The following is an 18,205-nucleotide window of genomic DNA, read 5'->3' as shown; positions in this document are numbered from 1 at the left end:
GTAATATTGTTAAGCAAAATAAGTGCCATCTTTAAGGTGCTCTAGATGACTTAAGACGAGGGAACTAAAGTTTCATGTAAATACACCCAAGAACATTTTTTATCTTCTACTCTAATGCAGGCCGTAGAGGTACGTACTGTCTCGGTTTCATCGGTTTGCTGATGTTCTTGGTATTGCACCCAGCAATAATTTTCAAATTCGTATAAAGCTGTATTCTTAATAATGTTGATTTTTAAAGAAGGTTTTTTTCCGATATTCTGACTAAATAAACTATTCACTTCTGCGAAACCAATGCTGTGCCCTTGAACGGTGACCATCTTAAAATTTTGATCAAAGCTATCTAAAAGCGGACTCAGGCTTTGCTCTGCATTTTTTCCTGTAAATACGTTCTCTATTAAAACATGTAAGTCAATTACACTTTGAATGGCCTGATCCATTTGATTAGACATGATTTTTCTCCTTTAATACCTTATCTTTCTTTTAGATAAACTAAAAAGTATGTAAGTTAAGGGAAGATAAGCTATTTTATATAAATAGACAATTCTGTCTGTTTTTTATAAAATATCGATGATTATGACTCAGTTTTTATAATAATGATGTCCCATAAAATATTTCAAATTTTAGATAGTTTAGGGTTGGTCGCACAGAACCGCGTTCTTCATGTGCAATTTTCCAACGCATCATTAAACAATCAAGTCTTCTTGCAACGCATCGAGGGCGAACATACCCTCAACCAAGGTAGCGTTGCTGAGTTACTGTGTCTATTGACCAATGCACATATTGCATTAAAACAATTTATTGGCTGTCAGGTTGCCGTCGATCAAGTCACTGACATGGGGCAGTTTTTTAGAACCACGGGCATTATTACTGAAGCGAGCCAAGGGCAAAGTGACGGCTCACTCACCATTTATAACTTAACCTTAAAAGACCCAACTGCACTCTGGCATAAACGCCGTAATAGCCGCGTGTTTATGAACAAAAGCGTGCGAGATATTAGCGAAATTCTGTTTAAAGAATGGCAGGGTAAAAGCCCGTTATTTGCCGCAAGCTTAACACTCGACACATCTGGCTTAACCAAAGACTACGATGTGCGTCCATTTGTGATGCAGTCAAATGAAAGCGATTATGACTTTTTAACCCGTTTGTGGCGTAGTGAAGGCATTAACTGGTTGGTCGATGAATCACAGCTTTTAGTAGTGGATCCGAATGCTTCCATTCAGCCACAAATGTTACGTTTAATTGATGATAACCAAAACTATCAGGCACTTGAACGTCGTAGTCTCCGCTACCAACGCAGCAGTGCGACAGAACAGTTTGATACCATTACTCAAGTCAAGGCAGAGCGAAGCTTGCAGCCAACGTCTGTTCATATTCAACGTTGGCAAGCCGATGCGCTGCAACAAGAAGAAGGCAGTGGCAGCGTACAAGGCACACAAAAGCACAGCGAACACTATGACAATGCCAGCTTAAACCTTGAAGATGCATGGCATGTCAGCCCCGCGTGGATGCAGGACTTAAATGGTAAAGACCAAGCTACAGCTTCAGGCAATAACCAGATTGAACAGCTGAACCAGCACATCAATGCTTATCATTACCTAAGTTCGAAACAGTTTACGGTTTCAGGTAACGTCCGTGATGCACAGGTCGGTTACTGGTTTGAGCTGAATGACCATCCTGAACTCGACCAACATGACAGTGCCGATAAAGAATTTTTAATCTTAAGCAAGCACTACTACAACCAGAATAATTTACCGAAAGAATTACAACAGCAACTTGAGCGTTTATTACCAAAAGACAAGCTCAAGGCAGCCCAACTCGATAGCCAAAACCCTGAGCAGCGCCACTATGCTGAGCTGAACGTGGTTCGTCGCAATATTAAAGCTGTGCCTGAATATAACCCACTAGAGCACCGACCAGCCGCTCACCCGCAGCGCGCTAGAGTGGTGGGGCTAGAAGGCGAAAGCATCCATGTCGACCAGTGGGGACGCATTAAAGTCCGTTTCTTGTTTACCCGAACTGACGACCATAGTCATGACGGTGGAGCGGGAAGTAACGACAATGACACCGACTCCGCTTGGGTGGATGTGCTGACCCCATGGGCAGGTGCGGGTTATGGCGCACGCTTCTTGCCACGTGTTGGTGAGATTGTTGTCATCGACTTCTTTGACGGCAATGTTGACCGCCCATTTGTGGTGGGACGCATCCACGAAGCCGAACGCCACCCAACCCAGTTTGATCAGAAAGGCCAATTACCTGATACTAAAAAACTTAGCGGCATCCGCTCAGAAGAAGTCGACGGTAAAGGCTTTAACCAGCTACGCTTTGATGACACCACAGGGCAAATCAGTGCCCAGCTACAGAGTAGCCATGCGGCCAGCCAACTTAACTTGGGTAATTTAAGCCATCCAAAAGATAAAGCGGAAAGTGATGGCCGTGGTGAAGGTTTTGAGCTAAGAACAGACCAGTGGGGTGCGGTAAGAGCTGGCAGTGGCTTACTCATTAGTACTCACAAACAGGACCAAGCTCAAGGCGTACACCTCGATGCAAATGAGGCCAAGCAACAAATCGAAGGCGGCCTTAACAATGCCAAGGCACTCAGCGAAGTTGCCAAAAATCAGCAAACTGATCCATTGGAAATGCTTGAGAATCTAAAAACGTTCATAGAGCAAATTGAAGAAAAAGATCAAGACAAAGCTGCTGCTTTTAAGCAAGCTTTGATGATATTAACGGCAACTAACAGTATCGCTTTAGCTAGTAACGAGGACATTCACCTCAGCGCAGATGGTCAGTTAAGTCAAACTGCTGGTGATAGCATTAACCTGACTACGCAAAAGAACCTGATTGCACACGCCCAAAATAAAATTAGCCTTTTTGCGGCTCAAGAAGGGACAAGACTCTATGCAGGCAAAGGCAAAGTCGAAATACAAGCACAAGGTGATGGTGCAGATTTAATTGCCCGTAAAGCTGTGCAGATTATTTCAACAGAAGACAAAATTGAAATTAGTGCTTCTAAAGAAATTGTGATCACAGCGGGCGGATCTCAAATCAAGATTAATGGCTCGGGAATTTTCCCAGTTACGGGTGGTAAGTTTGAGGTGAAGGCTGGGCAGCATTTGTTCCAATCAGGGGAAAAAGTTCCATACAATTTACCGCCACTCGGTGAGTTAAAAAGTTTCTTGGAATTAAATTATCATTGGCCTACGTTAGAACCGATGAAAGGAGCTCCGTATTTAGTTGTATTTGAAAGTGGTCAAGAATTTAAAGGAAATTTAGATGATAAAGGGTTCGCAAAAATTCCAAATGTACCAACAAATGAATCTTATACAGTCTGGTATGGTGAAGATCAAAGAAAAGTTGAAATTGAAGTTTTAGAAGAAAGCATTTTAGAAAACTTTACAGATCAAGATGAAATAGAGCTTGATGAATTATTAAAAAATTGGGATGTTGAAAATTAAAATAGGTGGTATATGGTTGATTTAAATAAAGATGATGTAGCACTTATTACTCAAGCAATTGCTATTGGTTTTTCTCCAGCTGGAGTTGCACTTGATGTGGCTGATTTAGCAAGAGCCTCATATAATTTATATCAAGAAAAGTCTGATGATAATTATTTTGAAGTTATTTTATGTGTGATTGGATTTATACCAGGACCAGGAGATGGGTTAAAAGCAGGATTAAGAATTGTAAACAGAAAACCAGAAATATTGTTTGAATTAATACGTTTTATCATGACACATTGTAAAATATATGGGAATCCTGAACAATGGTTGAGTGAAATAATCAGTGATACAAAAATAAGAGAGTTGATTAGAAGCGGTAAACGTGAAGCTTTAAATGCATCTAATAAAAATATAGGCAATAGATGGGCAAAATATTGGATTAACCAAAGTATCGAAATTACATTTAATTTTTTAGAAGCATCTATTTCATCCTTGGTGCAATTACTCGCAAGAAAAGTTTTACATTGGAAGACAAAAATTCCTAAATCGTCAGCGGATAAACGGCATGTAGGTGGTGGCAAAGGTCATCAAAATAATTCTGCCCATGGAACAACTTATGACGGTAAAACTGGTCAAAATGGAAATGGTCATGGTAACAAGGGTAAGACTTTATCAAAAGTTGATATTTCAAAAGTTTTATCAAATCTTGAAGTTGGAGGTGTTGGTGAACATATGGCAGACTATTGGGTTGCTAACAAGTTGGCAATTCCGGCAGTTCATGATTCTGGGCAGCAACTGACTCCCAAATTACAACGCCCTATGACGAAATTACACATAGGTATTCATGATCAAGGTATTGATGCGATATGGAAATCTGATAAAAAAAATATTGGTATTATGAATACTAAGAGTTACGCGATTATAGAAGCCAAAGCTAGTTTAAGCATGGGGAAAGGTACAGGACCAGGTTCTCTATTAAATGATTTGGATAAACAACAGGATACGAGAGAAAGGCATATAGAAAGAGCTAGTGCTAAAAAAGAAAAAAGAGCTGAAAAGAAATTAATACCAAAGAAAAAGTTTTTAATCAATCAACAGATGAGTGATGAATGGGTTAAAAAAAGATTAAGAGAAACTTCGTTAAGAAATGTTGAAATTGCAGGATTTTCACGTCATTTACTTTATTTTAATTACGCTCACCCTGAAACTGTAGAACACTTAAATGTTTTAGCTATATCTATTCAAGATAATCAGCCAGTTGATCATAGTGAACATTTAAATGAACATACTCCATCAAACTTTTGGGGGGCAGCTAAAATAGATGAGGCTTTAAACAATCGAGTTACTCGAGCGAACATTAAGAATGGTCATACTAAGTAAAGTTGACTTGTCAGATATGAGGAATGAAACGTGTCAAATTTTACAGAACAGCGTAGGCAGCAATTTTTAACTGAAGATTATTATTTAAAAACTAAAGAATACAATGAGGAAGGAATTCCTCTATATCTAGAAAGTGATGCATTTGAAGATGATCAATATCATTGTGGTGAAGCAAGTCGTTGGACTGCAATTACAGATATATATACTTCTTTATTGTATCTTACATATACTGCTGGACATTCTATACAAGAACTTATCCCCATATTTGAAAAAGTTATCGATGGTTATGAAAAGCAATCAGAAGCATTGGCTCTTTTTCATAAATCAGAAAAACCTTCTGTTATTACTAGCCAAAATGAAACTTTAAATATATTAAGCCTTGCTTTTTTACTACATCGCAATGATCTTTTTCTCCGTATTCATTCTTTAGTTAATGGTGAGGGAGATAGTCATACAGGCGAAGATGAAATTATTAATAAATTTTTTAAGTTAAATGATTCTACTCATCCAACTATAAATGAAGGAAATTTGTTTTCCTTAAGTTATGCTAAATTATGTGATGTGGTTGACAATGTTTTAGTAAAAAGTGATAAAAAACATTCAGTCGAGCTTTTGGATGAATACTTATCAAATTGGTATCAAATGAATAGAAATGAAATTTGGTATAATAGTCACTTGGATTTAGAAAATAAAAGTTCCTATGTAGGTTATTGGGCATTTGAAGCAGCTGCATTAGTTTATTTACTTGATTTAGATGATAGTTCTTTATATAAACATCTATTTTACCCTAAGGATATTGTACTGTGGGCTCGTAATCAAACAAAAATAAAAGCATTGAATGATGATGTAATACAAATAAAATTAAGAGGGGGGGAGAAATGTACAAGAACTGGTTATTGGCAAACACCTGCACAGCCAAGTTTACGCCGGTATTTTGTTCAGGATGAAGTTCTTCCCACACTTATTGAAATGGACTGGGGTGAGGTATATTGGTATTGGGATGGTGAGAATTAATTGAATGCCCAATAGGGCATTCTTATCTACAAAAGTTAGTTCTAAAATATAGTAAATGATCAAAATAGTTTTGAGCTAGGAATAAATATAGGAAATTAATGAAACTTACATATATTAAGTTTTTAAAATTTAATTTTTGAAATTTATTAAATGTAAGGTTGAAATGATGTTTATTAATCAGCAAAGACAAAAAATGGATGAAAAGTATTATCTCTCTACCAGAGCTGCTTTAATAAATGCTATTCGAGACTTTTTAGGTGAATCTAATAGTGATGAAGATATTGAAGCGGGATGGATAGATTCTTATTCTATAGCTGCAAGATATCAATTTGATCTATTTATACTAGATTATACTGCTGGAAGATCTATTGATCACTTACGTGTAGATTTTGAGAGTATCATAAATTTATTTAATATTTTGTCTGAAAAGCAAAGAACTTATTATAAAGATCCAAATTTTAGTGTCTTTGATTTAGAGTTACTTGATGATTAATGCTTATATATTTGGTTAATTAGCCTTTGTTATTTATTAAAAAGAAATGACTTATTAATGAGTGTTGCCAAATTAGTAGATGGAGAGAATCAAGAAAATGGAGGTAATACTGGATCGTTGAAGAATTTTTAGCTTTTTCTGATGATAATCGTTTTGACTGTTCTGATGTTCTTTTTCCCCAGCCTTACTTTGAGCTTTCAAATGCTTTTGTAAGCCAAGATAATAAGGTTTCTCTGAAGCATTTACATAAATTTTTAAAGAAATGGTATAAAGATTTAGCAGGTGAGAAGGCTCCTCAATCGGGTTATTGGTTTACAGTAGCTAGTAATAATTCTCGACAATATTTTAATGCTGGAGAGATTCTTCCAGAAATTAAAAAACAAGACTGGGGAGAGGTTTACTGGCAGTTTGAAACAGAAGAATAAAAATTAAAATATATAAGTAAAAAAAACATTATTTAATGGGGTTTTAGATAAGTAATGTATTCTAATTACTCTCTTTATTAAAATAAATTATCTACGACTAAAAGATAGCTTTATTCGTGTATTCATATGGTTAAGTTTTCCTTTACAAAATAGACAGATGTTTCTGTATTTTATAAAATAATGCCAATCCTGACAAAGTTTTCATAAAAAAGATGTTATCTCATATACATAGAATTCTAGAAGATTTGGGTATCAGCTCGCAAAAACGCGTGCTTCATGTTCAGTTTTCTAATCCATCGTTGAATACTCAAGTCTTTTTACAAAGCATTGAAGGACAGCATCAGCTAAATGAAGGACTGACTGCCGATTTATTTTGTCTTTCTACCAATGCCCATATTTCATTAAAACAATTTATTGGTTGTCAGGTTGCAGTCGATCAAGTAACTGATCAGGGGCAGCTATTTAGAACTACAGGAATTATTACAGAAGCCAGTCAGGGGCAGAGTGATGGTTCATTAACATTGTATAAATTGAGGTTACAAGACTCGACCGCGCTATGGCATAAACGCCGAAATAGCCGTGTATTTATGAATAAAAGTGTACGGGACATTACTGAAATTCTATTTACAGAATGGCAGAACAAAAGCCCGTTGTTTGCTTCTGGTTTAACATTGGATTTAAAAGGTCTAACCGAAGAATACGATGTTCGACCTTTTATCATGCAATGTAATGAAACGGATTATGAATTTTTAACCCGACTTTGGCGTAGTGAAGGCATTAACTGGTTAATTGATGAAGCTCAGTTGTTTGCCACTGATAGCTCAGTTGAGATTCAACCGCAAAAATTACGTTTAATTGATAATAATGAATCATATTTAGCATTAGACCGAAGAAATATCCGTTATCACCGCAGTAGCGCAGTTGAACAACAAGACAGTATGACGAGTCTTGTGCAAACTCGAAGCTTGCAATCTACAGCCGTGCATGTACAACGCTGGCAGGCTGATGCTTTAAGTCAAGAAGAAGGCATAGGCAGTGTTCAGTCAAAGCATAGTCATAGTGCTAATCAGGATAATGCGAGTTTAAGTCTAGAGCAGGCATGGCATGTCAGCCCTGCTTGGATGCAAGATTTAAAGGGTGAAGACCAAGCCACTGCATCGGGTCACCAGCAGCTAGAAAAACTCAACAATAATCTATCTGATTATTATGCGTCTCAATCAAAATATTTCCGTGCACAAACTACGGTACGTGATACGCAAGTTGGCTATTGGTTTGAATTGGATGAACATCCTGAAATAGATACCCATAGCGGATCAGACAAAGAATTTCTGATTATTGGTAAAAGCTTCTATTTACAAAATAATTTGCCCAAAGATTTACAACAGCAAATCAATCAACTTTTTAGCCAAAGCCAATGGCAAAAAGATCAATCCGAGTTAAATGATCAAACCGAGCGTCAGGGTAATGAGCTCATCTTATCGCGTAGAAATATTAAAACTGTTCCTGAGTATAACCCGTTTGAACATCGACCAGCCGCTTACCCGCAGCGCGCTAGAGTGGTTGGATTAGAGGGTGAAAGTATTCATGTTGACCAGTGGGGACGCATAAAAGTCCGCTTCCTGTTTACCCGAACAGATGACCACAGCCATGATGGTGGAGCAGGCAGTAATGACAATGACACTGACTCAGCTTGGGTTGATGTGCTGACCCCGTGGGCAGGTGAGGGTTATGGCGCACGTTTCTTGCCTCGCGTGGGCGAGATCGTGGTGATTGACTTCTTTGATGGCAACATTGACCGTCCATTTGTGGTGGGTCGTATTCATGAGGCTGAACGTCACCCAACGCAATTCGACCAAAAAGGCCAGTTACCCGACACTAAAAAACTCAGCGGCATCCGCTCAGAAGAAGTCGACGGTAAGGGCTTTAACCAGCTACGCTTTGATGACACCACAGGACAAATCAGTGCCCAGCTCCAAAGTAGTCATGCGGCCAGCCAACTAAACTTAGGTAACTTAAGCCATCCAAAAGACAAGGCAGAGAGTGAAGGTCGTGGAGAAGGGTTTGAACTTAGAACAGATCAGTGGGGCGCGGTTCGAGCTGGTAGTGGCTTACTCGTTAGTACTCACAAACAGGATCAGGCTCAAGGCGGACACCTTGATGCAAATGAGGCTAAACAGCAAATCGAAGGCGGTCTCAATAATGCTAAGGCACTTAGTGAAGTAGCTAAAAATCAGCAAACTGACCCCTTAGATATGCTTGAGAATATTCAGACTTTTTTAGAAGTTCTTAAACAAGAAGACCCTAAAAAGGCTGCTGAGTTTCAATCAGCAGTGATGCTGCTAGCATCTCCAAAAAGTATTGCTGTAAGTAGTAATGAAGATATACACCTCAGTGCAAATGGTCAGCTCACTCAAAGTGCTGGAGATAGCATTAATATTAGTACGCAAAAGAATATAGTGAGTCATGCGAGCCAAAAGATTAGTCTATTTGCCGCTCAGGAGGGTGCTCGACTTTTTGCTGGCCAAGGCAAAGTAGAAATTCAGGCGCAAGGTGATGCTTTAGATGTGATTGCTCGAAAAGGCGTACAGATTACTTCAACCGAAGACACAGTTTATATTACTAGCCCAACTGAGATTAATCTGACAGCAAACGGATCTCAAGTTAAGTTGAATGGTTCAGGTATTTTCCCTGTTACGGGCGGTAAGCTTGAGGTGAAAGCAGGACAGCATTTGTTTATGGGGGGATCATCAATAAATTCACCTGCATTAGATTTACCAGACTGTTCGGCTAAGCAAACTCAAGCTGCTCAAAATGGTTCGGCTAAGGTAGATTTATCATGAGTTTGTCAATTTTTAATACAACTCAAAATAATGATTTAAAAGATATAACTTCTAAAGTTGAAGAACAGTGCATCCAAATTCTGAATGAATATGGCAAGATCATTTTTTTATTAGATACTACACTGAATGATTCTATTTTTAACGGTGTAATAGATAATTTATCAAACAAAAATATTACATATATTCCTTTAGCGCATAAAAAAGAAATTGCAAAGTCCAACCTCTTTTTTATTTGTATTGATGATAAAAAAGTATTTGAGCAAGTCAAAGAAGATTTATTGCAAAATCTATCGAGAAACAAAAATATTACGAATGATTGCTATTTTGTTCATGGGTATGGCGTGGCGAAGACACGCTCACTTGAGGAATTGCGAGATCAGATAAAAACTAAATTAGTGATTTCTGATCAAGGTAAAAAAATTCTTTTCCGTTGGTATGATCCTAGAGTCATGATCTACTTGGATGAGATTTTTAAAACAGAATATGTAGGTGGCTTATTAAATGGCTTTAAAGAATGGCATTTTTTGCATCCAAAAGGTCTATTTAGCTTTAAGTCTTACGATGAGTCGCGATCAATCTTGAATCTAACAAAAGTGAACCTTGAGCAATCTATAGAATTGGATTTAATTGAAATTGCTAATAATGTATTTCAACAATTAAATGAATTTGAACAAGTTGATCTAATAAAAATTCATCCAGTTGAAATCCATCAAAATCTTAAAGAGGCTTACTACGATTATGGTCTTCAAAATTATTTAGATTTAGTTACATATGGTCTTTACAGCCAAATTATACATAAAAATTTTATACAGCATCCTATGGTAACCAATGTGCTCTACGACCATTGTGTAATGAATAAAATGTCTTTTACAGACGCTATGGATTATGTAACGAAAGACTTATATGAGCAGATAGCTAAAGAATTGAATGGATAAAAAGATGTCAGAAAATCAAAAAATGATATTGGGCAAGTCAAAATCAAATAATTTATTTAATGAGACTATTGCTCAGCAAAAACAGAAGCAGAGTCAAATTCCTGTTATGGGAAAAACCAAAGCAGTGGGCGATATGCGCAACCCAACAGTTGCTAAAAATATTAATAAGAAGATTGAAGAAAGTGAAATTGCAAAATCAGCGAAACAGTCAACTGCTGCAAACATGCAAAATAGTAGTGCTGGGCAGGCCCAGAAAGAGTGTTCAAATTTTTGTCGTAAAAAGGGCTTCAATATTTTACCTTTACGATACACCGTTGTTAAAGATAATCCACCTGCTTTACCTGCAACCTTGGGTAAAAATGTCAAAGATATTCAGTTAAGCCATCTCAAATATGCAGTTGAGATGATTAATACTGGTTATATCTATCGCTTAGTAAAAAGAACATCTGGAGCTTTGGAGTGGGCTGGATATAAAGTTACTCCAAATGGACATTTGTCTTATTTTCCTGTGGGTAAAGAAGCACCTAAAAGTGTTCCAGAGTTCGCATGTAAAGGAGCAGGTCATAGTTTTAATTCATCTGTGATAGCTGTAGAAAGTAACCCTAAAGATGAGGCGAAGATTGCATATATTATTCATACGCATGTGCCTATGAGTAAGGCCAAAATATCTGAATATGAAAAAAATGCCGATAAGTTTGTAACAGAAGGAAAGTGGCAGAAAATTTTAATTAATGGTGGAAGTGCGCAAGAACATTGTATTGCTGCAAGCCAATTTAAAACTACGGTTTATAATCTAAACAGTTTTGGTAAAAACCGTATCGATGCGACATTAAACAAGTTTAAAGATGAGCCTAAATCGCTTGCCTGTATGGCTTTATATGATCCTGTAGGAATTACAAGAAAATTAAATACATTGCGCAATTCAGAATTTAAAAAAGTAATGGATTTTTTAGCAAAAAAAGAAGGAGATTTTACAAACGAGCACCGTTTACATAGTTCTCAATGTATTGATAGTATTAAAATCTGTTTAGAAAATAAATTGTTAAATGAACGCAGCCAATTTAGTGCACAGGCAACTAAAAGTATAGTATTAATGGGGCTAGGGAATGAGTTACCAAAAAATTTAACAGATGCTGATGATATTAATTATGAGTTAGAAAAAATATATAAAAGAAAATCAAAAGAAGAACAAGAGAGGCTATTAAAGGAGGCTCAAGAGAAACAAAGAGCAAATAAAGGTGTCTATACTGAAGATATGGGTAAATTAAGTAGGAGGGACGGAGAGCAGATTTGGATTCAAAAATATAAGCCAAATTTAGATATGGTGGCTAAATCAAATTTTGATAAAAAAATTAACGCATTAATTCAAGAGTGTTTAGCTGGAGCAAGAGCTATAGGAGATGACCATATTAAATGGTTATTGTCTAAAGCTGTAATAAATGCCCTTCATGCTTATGATGATCAAGTGCAAGTTCCATATGGAAATATTTTTTATGTTCATGCGATGGATATGATTAATGGGATGAGTGGGGTGCAGAGTGGACAAGCATTACTTGAAACTTGGTTAGGCGTAGAAAAAATTGCCAAAGAAAATATTTATATGAGGGCAATTTGTTATAACCAAGAAAGTTTAAAAAATAAATATAATGCAGCGGCACCAAGTATTATCGATATTTCTTGGGATGATGGACAAAATGCAGCTAAAACTGCGATTGCAGCATTTGTTGCGGCAGATAAAGCTTGGCAAGAATGGGCAGCAGATAAAACCAATAACGGTTATATGTTACATGGGCAAAAATTTAGCCTATTAAAAACGTTTTACTGGATGTCTGAACTGACCCAAACTGCAGTGAAGTGGAGTATGAAATATACGCCAAGTTCAGAATTTGCAAAAAAACTTGGACGCTTAACGTTTTATACTTTTGCTCATAGTGGGGCATTGGTTGAGCATGTTGCAAAAAACTCTCTATATTATCTTATTCCAGTTCAAACTTTAACGGGTCGGATTAAGTTGACACCTGAAATGGTGCAGAACAACTGGAAAAAGTATTCTTCATCCGCAACCAACCCAAGTAAAGCAGCCAAACAAATTGATCGGATTATTGCAAATAGTTCACCAAGTGCAGGTTTGCGTGTATCTGGTGTGGTTGCAATATTTGAACTGATTAACTTAGGAACACAGATTTCTAAGTTTAATATTGATCCATCCGTAGATAATACTTTGTCATATATGTCAGGCATGATGGCAACAACAGCTGCTATTTTAGAAGTGGGCAGTAGCTCAATGGAAAAGTTTTCTTTTGCAGAGCGTGCCGCGTATATTGCTAAGTGTGGGGCATATTTCGCGATCGCGGGTGCTATATTTTCTTTAATAATTGATGGGAAAAGTGCCTATAAGTCGTGGAATGAAAGTAATCCATATGCAAGAGCACTGAATACTGCCAAAACAATTAACTCTTTTGCGACTTTAGTTGTAGGAATTAGTGCTTTCTTGAATCTTCCACTCATGAAAAACACATCACTGTATTATAATGTTGAAAAATATGTAATTGGCCGTGCATTATTAGGTATTAGGGCGATAGAAGCTGCTGCAACCCTAAGTGTATTGGGGATAGCACTTGTCGCCTTAGAGATTTATTTAAAGAATTATGTCCTAGATAATGCCATGCAAGATTGGTGTCAAAAATGTGCATTCAAGCTAAAAAAGGAAAATGGTGAAGATGCTTTTAAAGATGTTAAAGAAGAAGAAAAAGAGTTTAATAATGCTGTGGTGAGTGTCTAAATGGAAAATTTAAAATTAAATCTTAAGTTGGTTAAAGGTCCGATACATTCTTTAGAAAAAGCAAAGTCTAAAATTCCCGTAAATCAGAGTATTGATGGAATTGCAGCTGGGACTGCTTTTGCAGGTGTGCTAGCTGAAAGTAGTTCGTTGCTGACCAGTGCTCCTATACTAGTAATAGCAGGTAAAGCTAAAGATGGCATCACCTTTACGGGGGAAATAGAGAAACATTCTTTATTAGGACAATTTACGACGGTTCGTTTTAAAGAAAATGACGAATTGATAGCTGTAATTAATAATAGTCCCGTGGATGGACGCTACCAAGTTTATGCAATAGTCGATCCCAAATCAGGTCTATTGTATATGATTTATCAAATGGGGCGATCGGTAAAAAAAGGCTATAAAGCTATTATTATGCAAACCTATTATTTTACTATTATTTGTGGAGGTGGGGTGTCAATAATGTTCTTGCTTTTCTATATTTTTGATTTCAATTACTCTTGGAATTCTTTTTTCTCTTTATTATCTTGGATCTTTATAAGCTTACTCATGTGCATAGGAATGATGGCTTTTGTGAATTACTTTGGTTATCGTAAAAGTTATGAAAATTTTGGAATGTTATCAGAGCAAATATTTGAAAAATTGGGTTTTGAAAATCCTAAAGAACAGGATTTCTATAATGATTTTTTAACTGATGATGGTGTTCAGATTAGTGTAATGAAGTATCGAAAAAATTTAAAAGGCCTAGATCCATACCCAGAAGATTATTTTAGTAAGAATACAACAAGCGAATAAGTAGTGGAATATAAATTAAACCTTAAGTTAGTTAAAGGTCCAATACATTCTTTAGAAAAAGCAAAGTCTAAAATTCCAGTTAAACAGAATATTGGTGGAATTGCGGCTGGTACTGCTTTTGCAGGTGTACTCGCGGAAAGTAGTTCGCTGCTTACCAGTGCACCTATATTAGTAATGGCCGCTAAAGCTAAGGATGGTATAACTTTTATAGGTGAAATAGATAAGTATCCATTAGTAGGTCAATTTACGACAGCACGTTTTGAAGAAAATGATGAGTTGATTGCCGTAATTAGCGAAAAACCTGTAGATGGACGTTATCAGGTCTATGCAATTATCGACCCTAAATCAGGCTTATTGTATATGATTCATGAGATGGGGCGTTCAGTAAAAATGGGTTATAAAGCCATTTTTAAGCAAACTTATTATTTTACATTGTTGTCATGGGGTTTTCTCTTAATTTTTATTTTATTTTATTTTATTTTATTTTTAATTTTTCTTATTCTGTGAATACTATTTTATATTTTCTAGAGATTGTTGGCATTACTTTATTTGTTACTGTAGCAATTTCTGGTTTTGTTAATTATTTTGGTTATAGCAAATCGTATGAAAATTTTGGAGCATTATCGGAGCAAATATTTGAAAAGCTAGGATTTGAATATCCAAAAGAACAGGATTTCTATAATGATTTTTAACTGATGATGGTGTTCAGATTAGTGTAATGAAATATAGAAAAAATTTAAAAGGTAATGATCCTTATCCAGAAGATTATTTTGATAAGAAAAATTTTTGAAGTAAAAGGTTGTTTAATGAAGCTTAGATTGTTTGTCATTACCTTAATATTAGTCACATCTGCATGCAGTCAACAGAAAGAAGAATACACTCACGGAGGTTTGACTAAAGATTATAAAGATTTGTCTGAATATAAGTCTAAACATGAGCTAGAAAAGGCTGCAAAAGCAAATGATGCTGAGGCTATTTTTGTATTGGCATCTATGTATGCCACAGGCGAAGGTGAAAAATTTGATCAAAAGAAAGCATTAGAACTATTTGAGAAATCTGCACAATTAGGCTCCTCAAATGCCATGCTTCAATTAGGAATGATTTATCGAAATGGCAATCAAGTTGTAAAAAAGGATGATCAAAAAGCTTTAATGTGGTTTGAAGAAGGAGCTAAAAAAGGAAACCCTTCCGCAATTCACAATGTTGGGCTGGCATATTACAAAGGTTTAAATGTAAAACAGGATAGAGCAAAAGCGTTTACATATTTTATTCGATCTGCTGAGTTAGGACTCATACAATCCCAGACAGTAGTTGCTGCTCAATTATATGGTGGGGATGGCGTTAAAAAGGATATCAAAGCATCTTTTAAATGGATATTAAAAGCTGCTGAACAGGGAGATCTTGAATCACAAAACAATGTAGGTTTGGCTTATGAGCGAGGTGAGGGGGTAGAGCAAGATCCACTTAAAGCACTTGTTTGGTTTAAGCGTGCGGCTGATCATGGACATGCGTTAGCGCAATATAATACTGCTCTTAAATATTATAATGGTGCAGGTATGAAACAAAATTTAGATGAGTCAATACGATATGCAGAAATGGCTGTACGCAATGGAAATAAGGCTGGAATAGAGTTGTTATTTAATATTTATTCGGATGATAGTAGTTCAAGATATAATCCTGAGAAAGCTAATTATTGGAAGTCTAAAATCTAAATTTATACTTAAATAAAAGGCTCTTTTGAATAGAAGAGCCTTTCCAAACTTAAAAATCGCAATATCCTTTAAAAATATAAAGTCAAATAGTTTAATTTTCTTGATATCGAATATGGTTTTGGGTTATGCAAGAGCTTGACCCTAAAGGAAAGATGTTTATTTACAAATCTATGGGCTTTATTGATTCTACTTGCTCTCACAAAGTGAAATAAAAAATATACTAAATAGACCGATTAGTCTTGACAATTTTATTTTTATTAATGTTGAGTTTCTACTTTCATAAATTTGAAATGTATCTTTTACAATCATTTAATTCGTTTATCTTTTAAATTAAATAAAATATTTTTAAGAAAATGTTTCATAAATCTTAACTAAGTGATATTTATGATAATTTTTTGTTTAGTTTTAATTTTTATTTAATTTATAAAATTCAAAGACTTATTTTTAATTACAAAAAATAACAATATTATATTTTTATAAGAATAACTTTATTAAGCTATATTTTATGAGCATCTTAACTATTTACTTTTGGTTTAAGTTGATATGTTTTTTATATAAAATATGTTTGTTTATATGATAAACTGCGTCTAAATTTTTTGAATATAAGGTTTTTAGACTGATTTTTTAATGTTTTAAGGATATTAACTTTTCAGTAAAGCCTTGAATAAATAAGAAAACAGAGGAATGAAAGTTGTGTTGAAACGAAGTATTTTGATACTTTTTTTGACTGGAAACATTATCGGTCTATCATATGCTCAAGCAGCAGAACTAGAGCCTGTAAAACTTAAAAAAAGTTGTATTAAGAAGAACCCTTTAGCTGAAGGTCAAAATGATCCTGAGCTATTGAATATTTTTAAGCAAGTTTGTGATAGCGATAATACAACTCAAAAAAATGATTTATTAGCTAAAGCTGCTATGCGGTTTTATCAGACCAATCAACCAGTTAAAGCATTGAATTTAGCAAGTCAATTGCAAAGTCAAAATATACGCGGTTCATTAATAACAGATGTCTTGTTTTTATCCGGTGTGAGCATTGCAAATAACTCTTTACAGCAAATGCGTACTCAGGAACTGAGATATTTAAGCAATGATGTGACTTATCCTCCTGCAAAGCAGTTAATTGAAAATATTCATACTGCCATGCCTGCCCCGGACCCATCGAGCTTTAAAGCTAGTTCAGAAAGTAGCTCAGATGATAACGAAAAAAGAAGTTATAAAAAACAGTATGTAACGCGTAATAAAGCGAGTACTTCTAGAACGTCAAATAAACGAGTATCAAGCCCAGCAAAGACGACTACAGTAAAACCTAAAGCTGCACCTGCAGCCACTGTTAATAAATCAAAAAGTTCGCCTTTTGACCCTTTAATTAAATAATCCGGAATAGAATCTTATGGCTAAGAGAGAGAGCGTACAAAAGAAGCTTCAGCGAATTCGACCTCCACGTGTTCAGCTTACATATGATGTCGAAATTGGTGATGCAAAAGAAGCGAAAGAACTACCATTCGTTGTGGGTGTGATGGGTGATTTTTCGGCTGCATCTGAGCTTGAGCGTACAAAATTAAAAGATAAAAAATTCATTAATGTTGATTTAGATAATATTGATGAAGTTATGGAGTCATTATCTCCAAGAGCTGCTTTTCAGGTAGATAATACGTTGACAGAAGAGGGCGGTAAGATCGCTGTTGATTTAACATTTAAGTCAATGGAAGATTTTCGTCCAGAAAATGTAGTTCAACAGGTTGATCCATTAAAGAAACTTGTGGAAGCTCGTGAGCGTTTAACTGACTTAAGAAACAAAATTTCTAACAGTGAACGTTTAGAAGACTTACTTGATGAAGTTCTTAAAAATACAGATCAGATTCGTAAATTAAGTGCGGAGGCTGATCATGAATAATACTCAATCTGCAGCAATGCCTCTTGTTGAAAATGAACAGGTTAATCTCTTAGACTCGATTGTCGAAGAAAGTCGTATTGCTCGAAATGAAGAAGAACATTCGCGTGCAAAAAGCTTAATCGGTGAGCTTGCTAAAGAAGTAATGGCAGGCACAATTACAGTTTCTGAAAATATGACCTTATCAATTGATAAACGTATTGCAGAAATTGATGCGCTGATTTCAAGTCAATTAAGTCAGATCATGCACAATGAACAATTCCAAAAAATTGAGTCAACTTGGCGTGGTCTCTATTACTTCTGTCAAGAGACACCATCTAACCCTCTTATTAAAATTCGTATGTTAAATACGACTAAGAAAGAGTTGGTAAAAGATTTCCAAGGCGCTACAGACTTCGATCAAAGCACCTTATTCAAAAAAATCTATGAGGAAGAATACGGGTCTTTTGATATGTGCTGAATTAGCAGGAGACTTTCACTTGGGATATGCTAGGCAGCTAA

12 protein-coding genes and 4 pseudogenes are annotated in these 18,205 nt (G+C 35.7%); 15 read left to right on the top strand and 1 reads right to left on the bottom strand.

What is annotated here, in order from left to right; all coding sequences use genetic code 11:
* Positions 1-50: 50 nt before the first annotated feature.
* A complete protein-coding gene (locus ACTJJG_RS18005; RefSeq protein ID WP_014206343.1) occupies positions 51-449 on the bottom strand; it encodes a hypothetical protein in 399 nt (132 codons plus the stop codon).
* A 144-nt stretch (positions 450-593) separates the two neighbouring features.
* Between ACTJJG_RS18005 and ACTJJG_RS18000 the strand changes: the two genes are divergently transcribed.
* The 15 genes and pseudogenes from ACTJJG_RS18000 to ACTJJG_RS17930 form a co-directional block, all read left to right on the top strand.
* Entirely contained in the window at positions 594-3,455 is a 2,862-nt protein-coding gene (locus tag ACTJJG_RS18000) for a type VI secretion system Vgr family protein (protein WP_440608994.1), read from the top strand.
* A 12-nt stretch (positions 3,456-3,467) separates the two neighbouring features.
* A complete protein-coding gene (locus ACTJJG_RS17995) occupies positions 3,468-4,820 on the top strand; it encodes a hypothetical protein (protein WP_017400130.1) in 1,353 nt (450 codons plus the stop codon).
* Positions 4,821-4,850: 30 nt separating this feature from the next.
* Complete coding sequence (locus ACTJJG_RS17990; protein WP_440608993.1) at positions 4,851-5,834, top strand: PoNe immunity protein domain-containing protein; 984 nt, start codon at positions 4,851-4,853, stop codon at positions 5,832-5,834.
* A gap of 166 nt (positions 5,835-6,000) precedes the next feature.
* The gene (locus ACTJJG_RS17985; RefSeq protein ID WP_228287804.1) at positions 6,001-6,327 is read left to right on the top strand and encodes a hypothetical protein; all 327 of its coding nucleotides are present in this window, start codon (positions 6,001-6,003) and stop codon (positions 6,325-6,327) included.
* Between the two features lie 113 nt (positions 6,328-6,440).
* A pseudogene (locus tag ACTJJG_RS17980) lies at positions 6,441-6,560 on the top strand (PoNe immunity protein domain-containing protein); the annotation flags it as partial.
* A 45-nt stretch (positions 6,561-6,605) separates the two neighbouring features.
* A pseudogene (locus ACTJJG_RS17975) lies at positions 6,606-6,752 on the top strand (PoNe immunity protein domain-containing protein); the annotation flags it as partial.
* A 212-nt stretch (positions 6,753-6,964) separates the two neighbouring features.
* Positions 6,965-9,592, top strand: coding sequence for a type VI secretion system Vgr family protein (locus ACTJJG_RS17970; RefSeq protein WP_440608992.1), 2,628 nt, complete (start codon positions 6,965-6,967; stop codon positions 9,590-9,592).
* Positions 9,589-10,527, top strand: a complete 939-nt coding sequence (locus ACTJJG_RS17965; protein ID WP_032063476.1) for a hypothetical protein — start codon at positions 9,589-9,591, stop codon at positions 10,525-10,527. Before ACTJJG_RS17970 ends, ACTJJG_RS17965 begins: the two co-directional genes overlap by 4 nt.
* 4 nt (positions 10,528-10,531) lie before the next feature.
* On the top strand, positions 10,532-13,309 hold the full coding sequence (locus tag ACTJJG_RS17960; RefSeq protein ID WP_032063477.1) for a T6SS effector BTH_I2691 family protein: 2,778 nt from the start codon (positions 10,532-10,534) through the stop codon (positions 13,307-13,309).
* On the top strand, positions 13,310-14,101 hold the full coding sequence (locus ACTJJG_RS17955; RefSeq protein WP_032003311.1) for a putative type VI secretion system effector: 792 nt from the start codon (positions 13,310-13,312) through the stop codon (positions 14,099-14,101).
* Positions 14,102-14,104: 3 nt separating this feature from the next.
* Positions 14,105-14,891, top strand: a pseudogene (locus ACTJJG_RS17950) (putative type VI secretion system effector).
* A gap of 16 nt (positions 14,892-14,907) precedes the next feature.
* Positions 14,908-15,813, top strand: a complete 906-nt coding sequence (locus ACTJJG_RS17945; RefSeq protein WP_032063481.1) for a tetratricopeptide repeat protein — start codon at positions 14,908-14,910, stop codon at positions 15,811-15,813.
* Positions 15,814-16,497: 684 nt separating this feature from the next.
* On the top strand, positions 16,498-17,187 hold the full coding sequence (locus tag ACTJJG_RS17940; protein ID WP_032063482.1) for a hypothetical protein: 690 nt from the start codon (positions 16,498-16,500) through the stop codon (positions 17,185-17,187).
* A gap of 16 nt (positions 17,188-17,203) precedes the next feature.
* Positions 17,204-17,707: a type VI secretion system contractile sheath small subunit gene (tssB, locus tag ACTJJG_RS17935; RefSeq protein ID WP_005041656.1), complete on the top strand. Its 504-nt coding sequence runs from the start codon at positions 17,204-17,206 to the stop codon at positions 17,705-17,707.
* Positions 17,700-18,152 (top strand): annotated as a pseudogene (locus ACTJJG_RS17930) (type VI secretion system contractile sheath domain-containing protein); the annotation flags it as partial. The gene tssB and the pseudogene ACTJJG_RS17930, both read left to right, overlap by 8 nt.
* Between the last annotated feature and the right edge of the window lie 53 nt (positions 18,153-18,205).

The sequence above is a fragment of the Acinetobacter sp. 22512 genome (assembly GCF_052044755.1).
Taxonomy (GTDB): Bacteria; Pseudomonadota; Gammaproteobacteria; order Pseudomonadales; family Moraxellaceae; genus Acinetobacter; species Acinetobacter pittii.
This window is presented reverse-complemented; position numbering and strand designations above follow the sequence as displayed.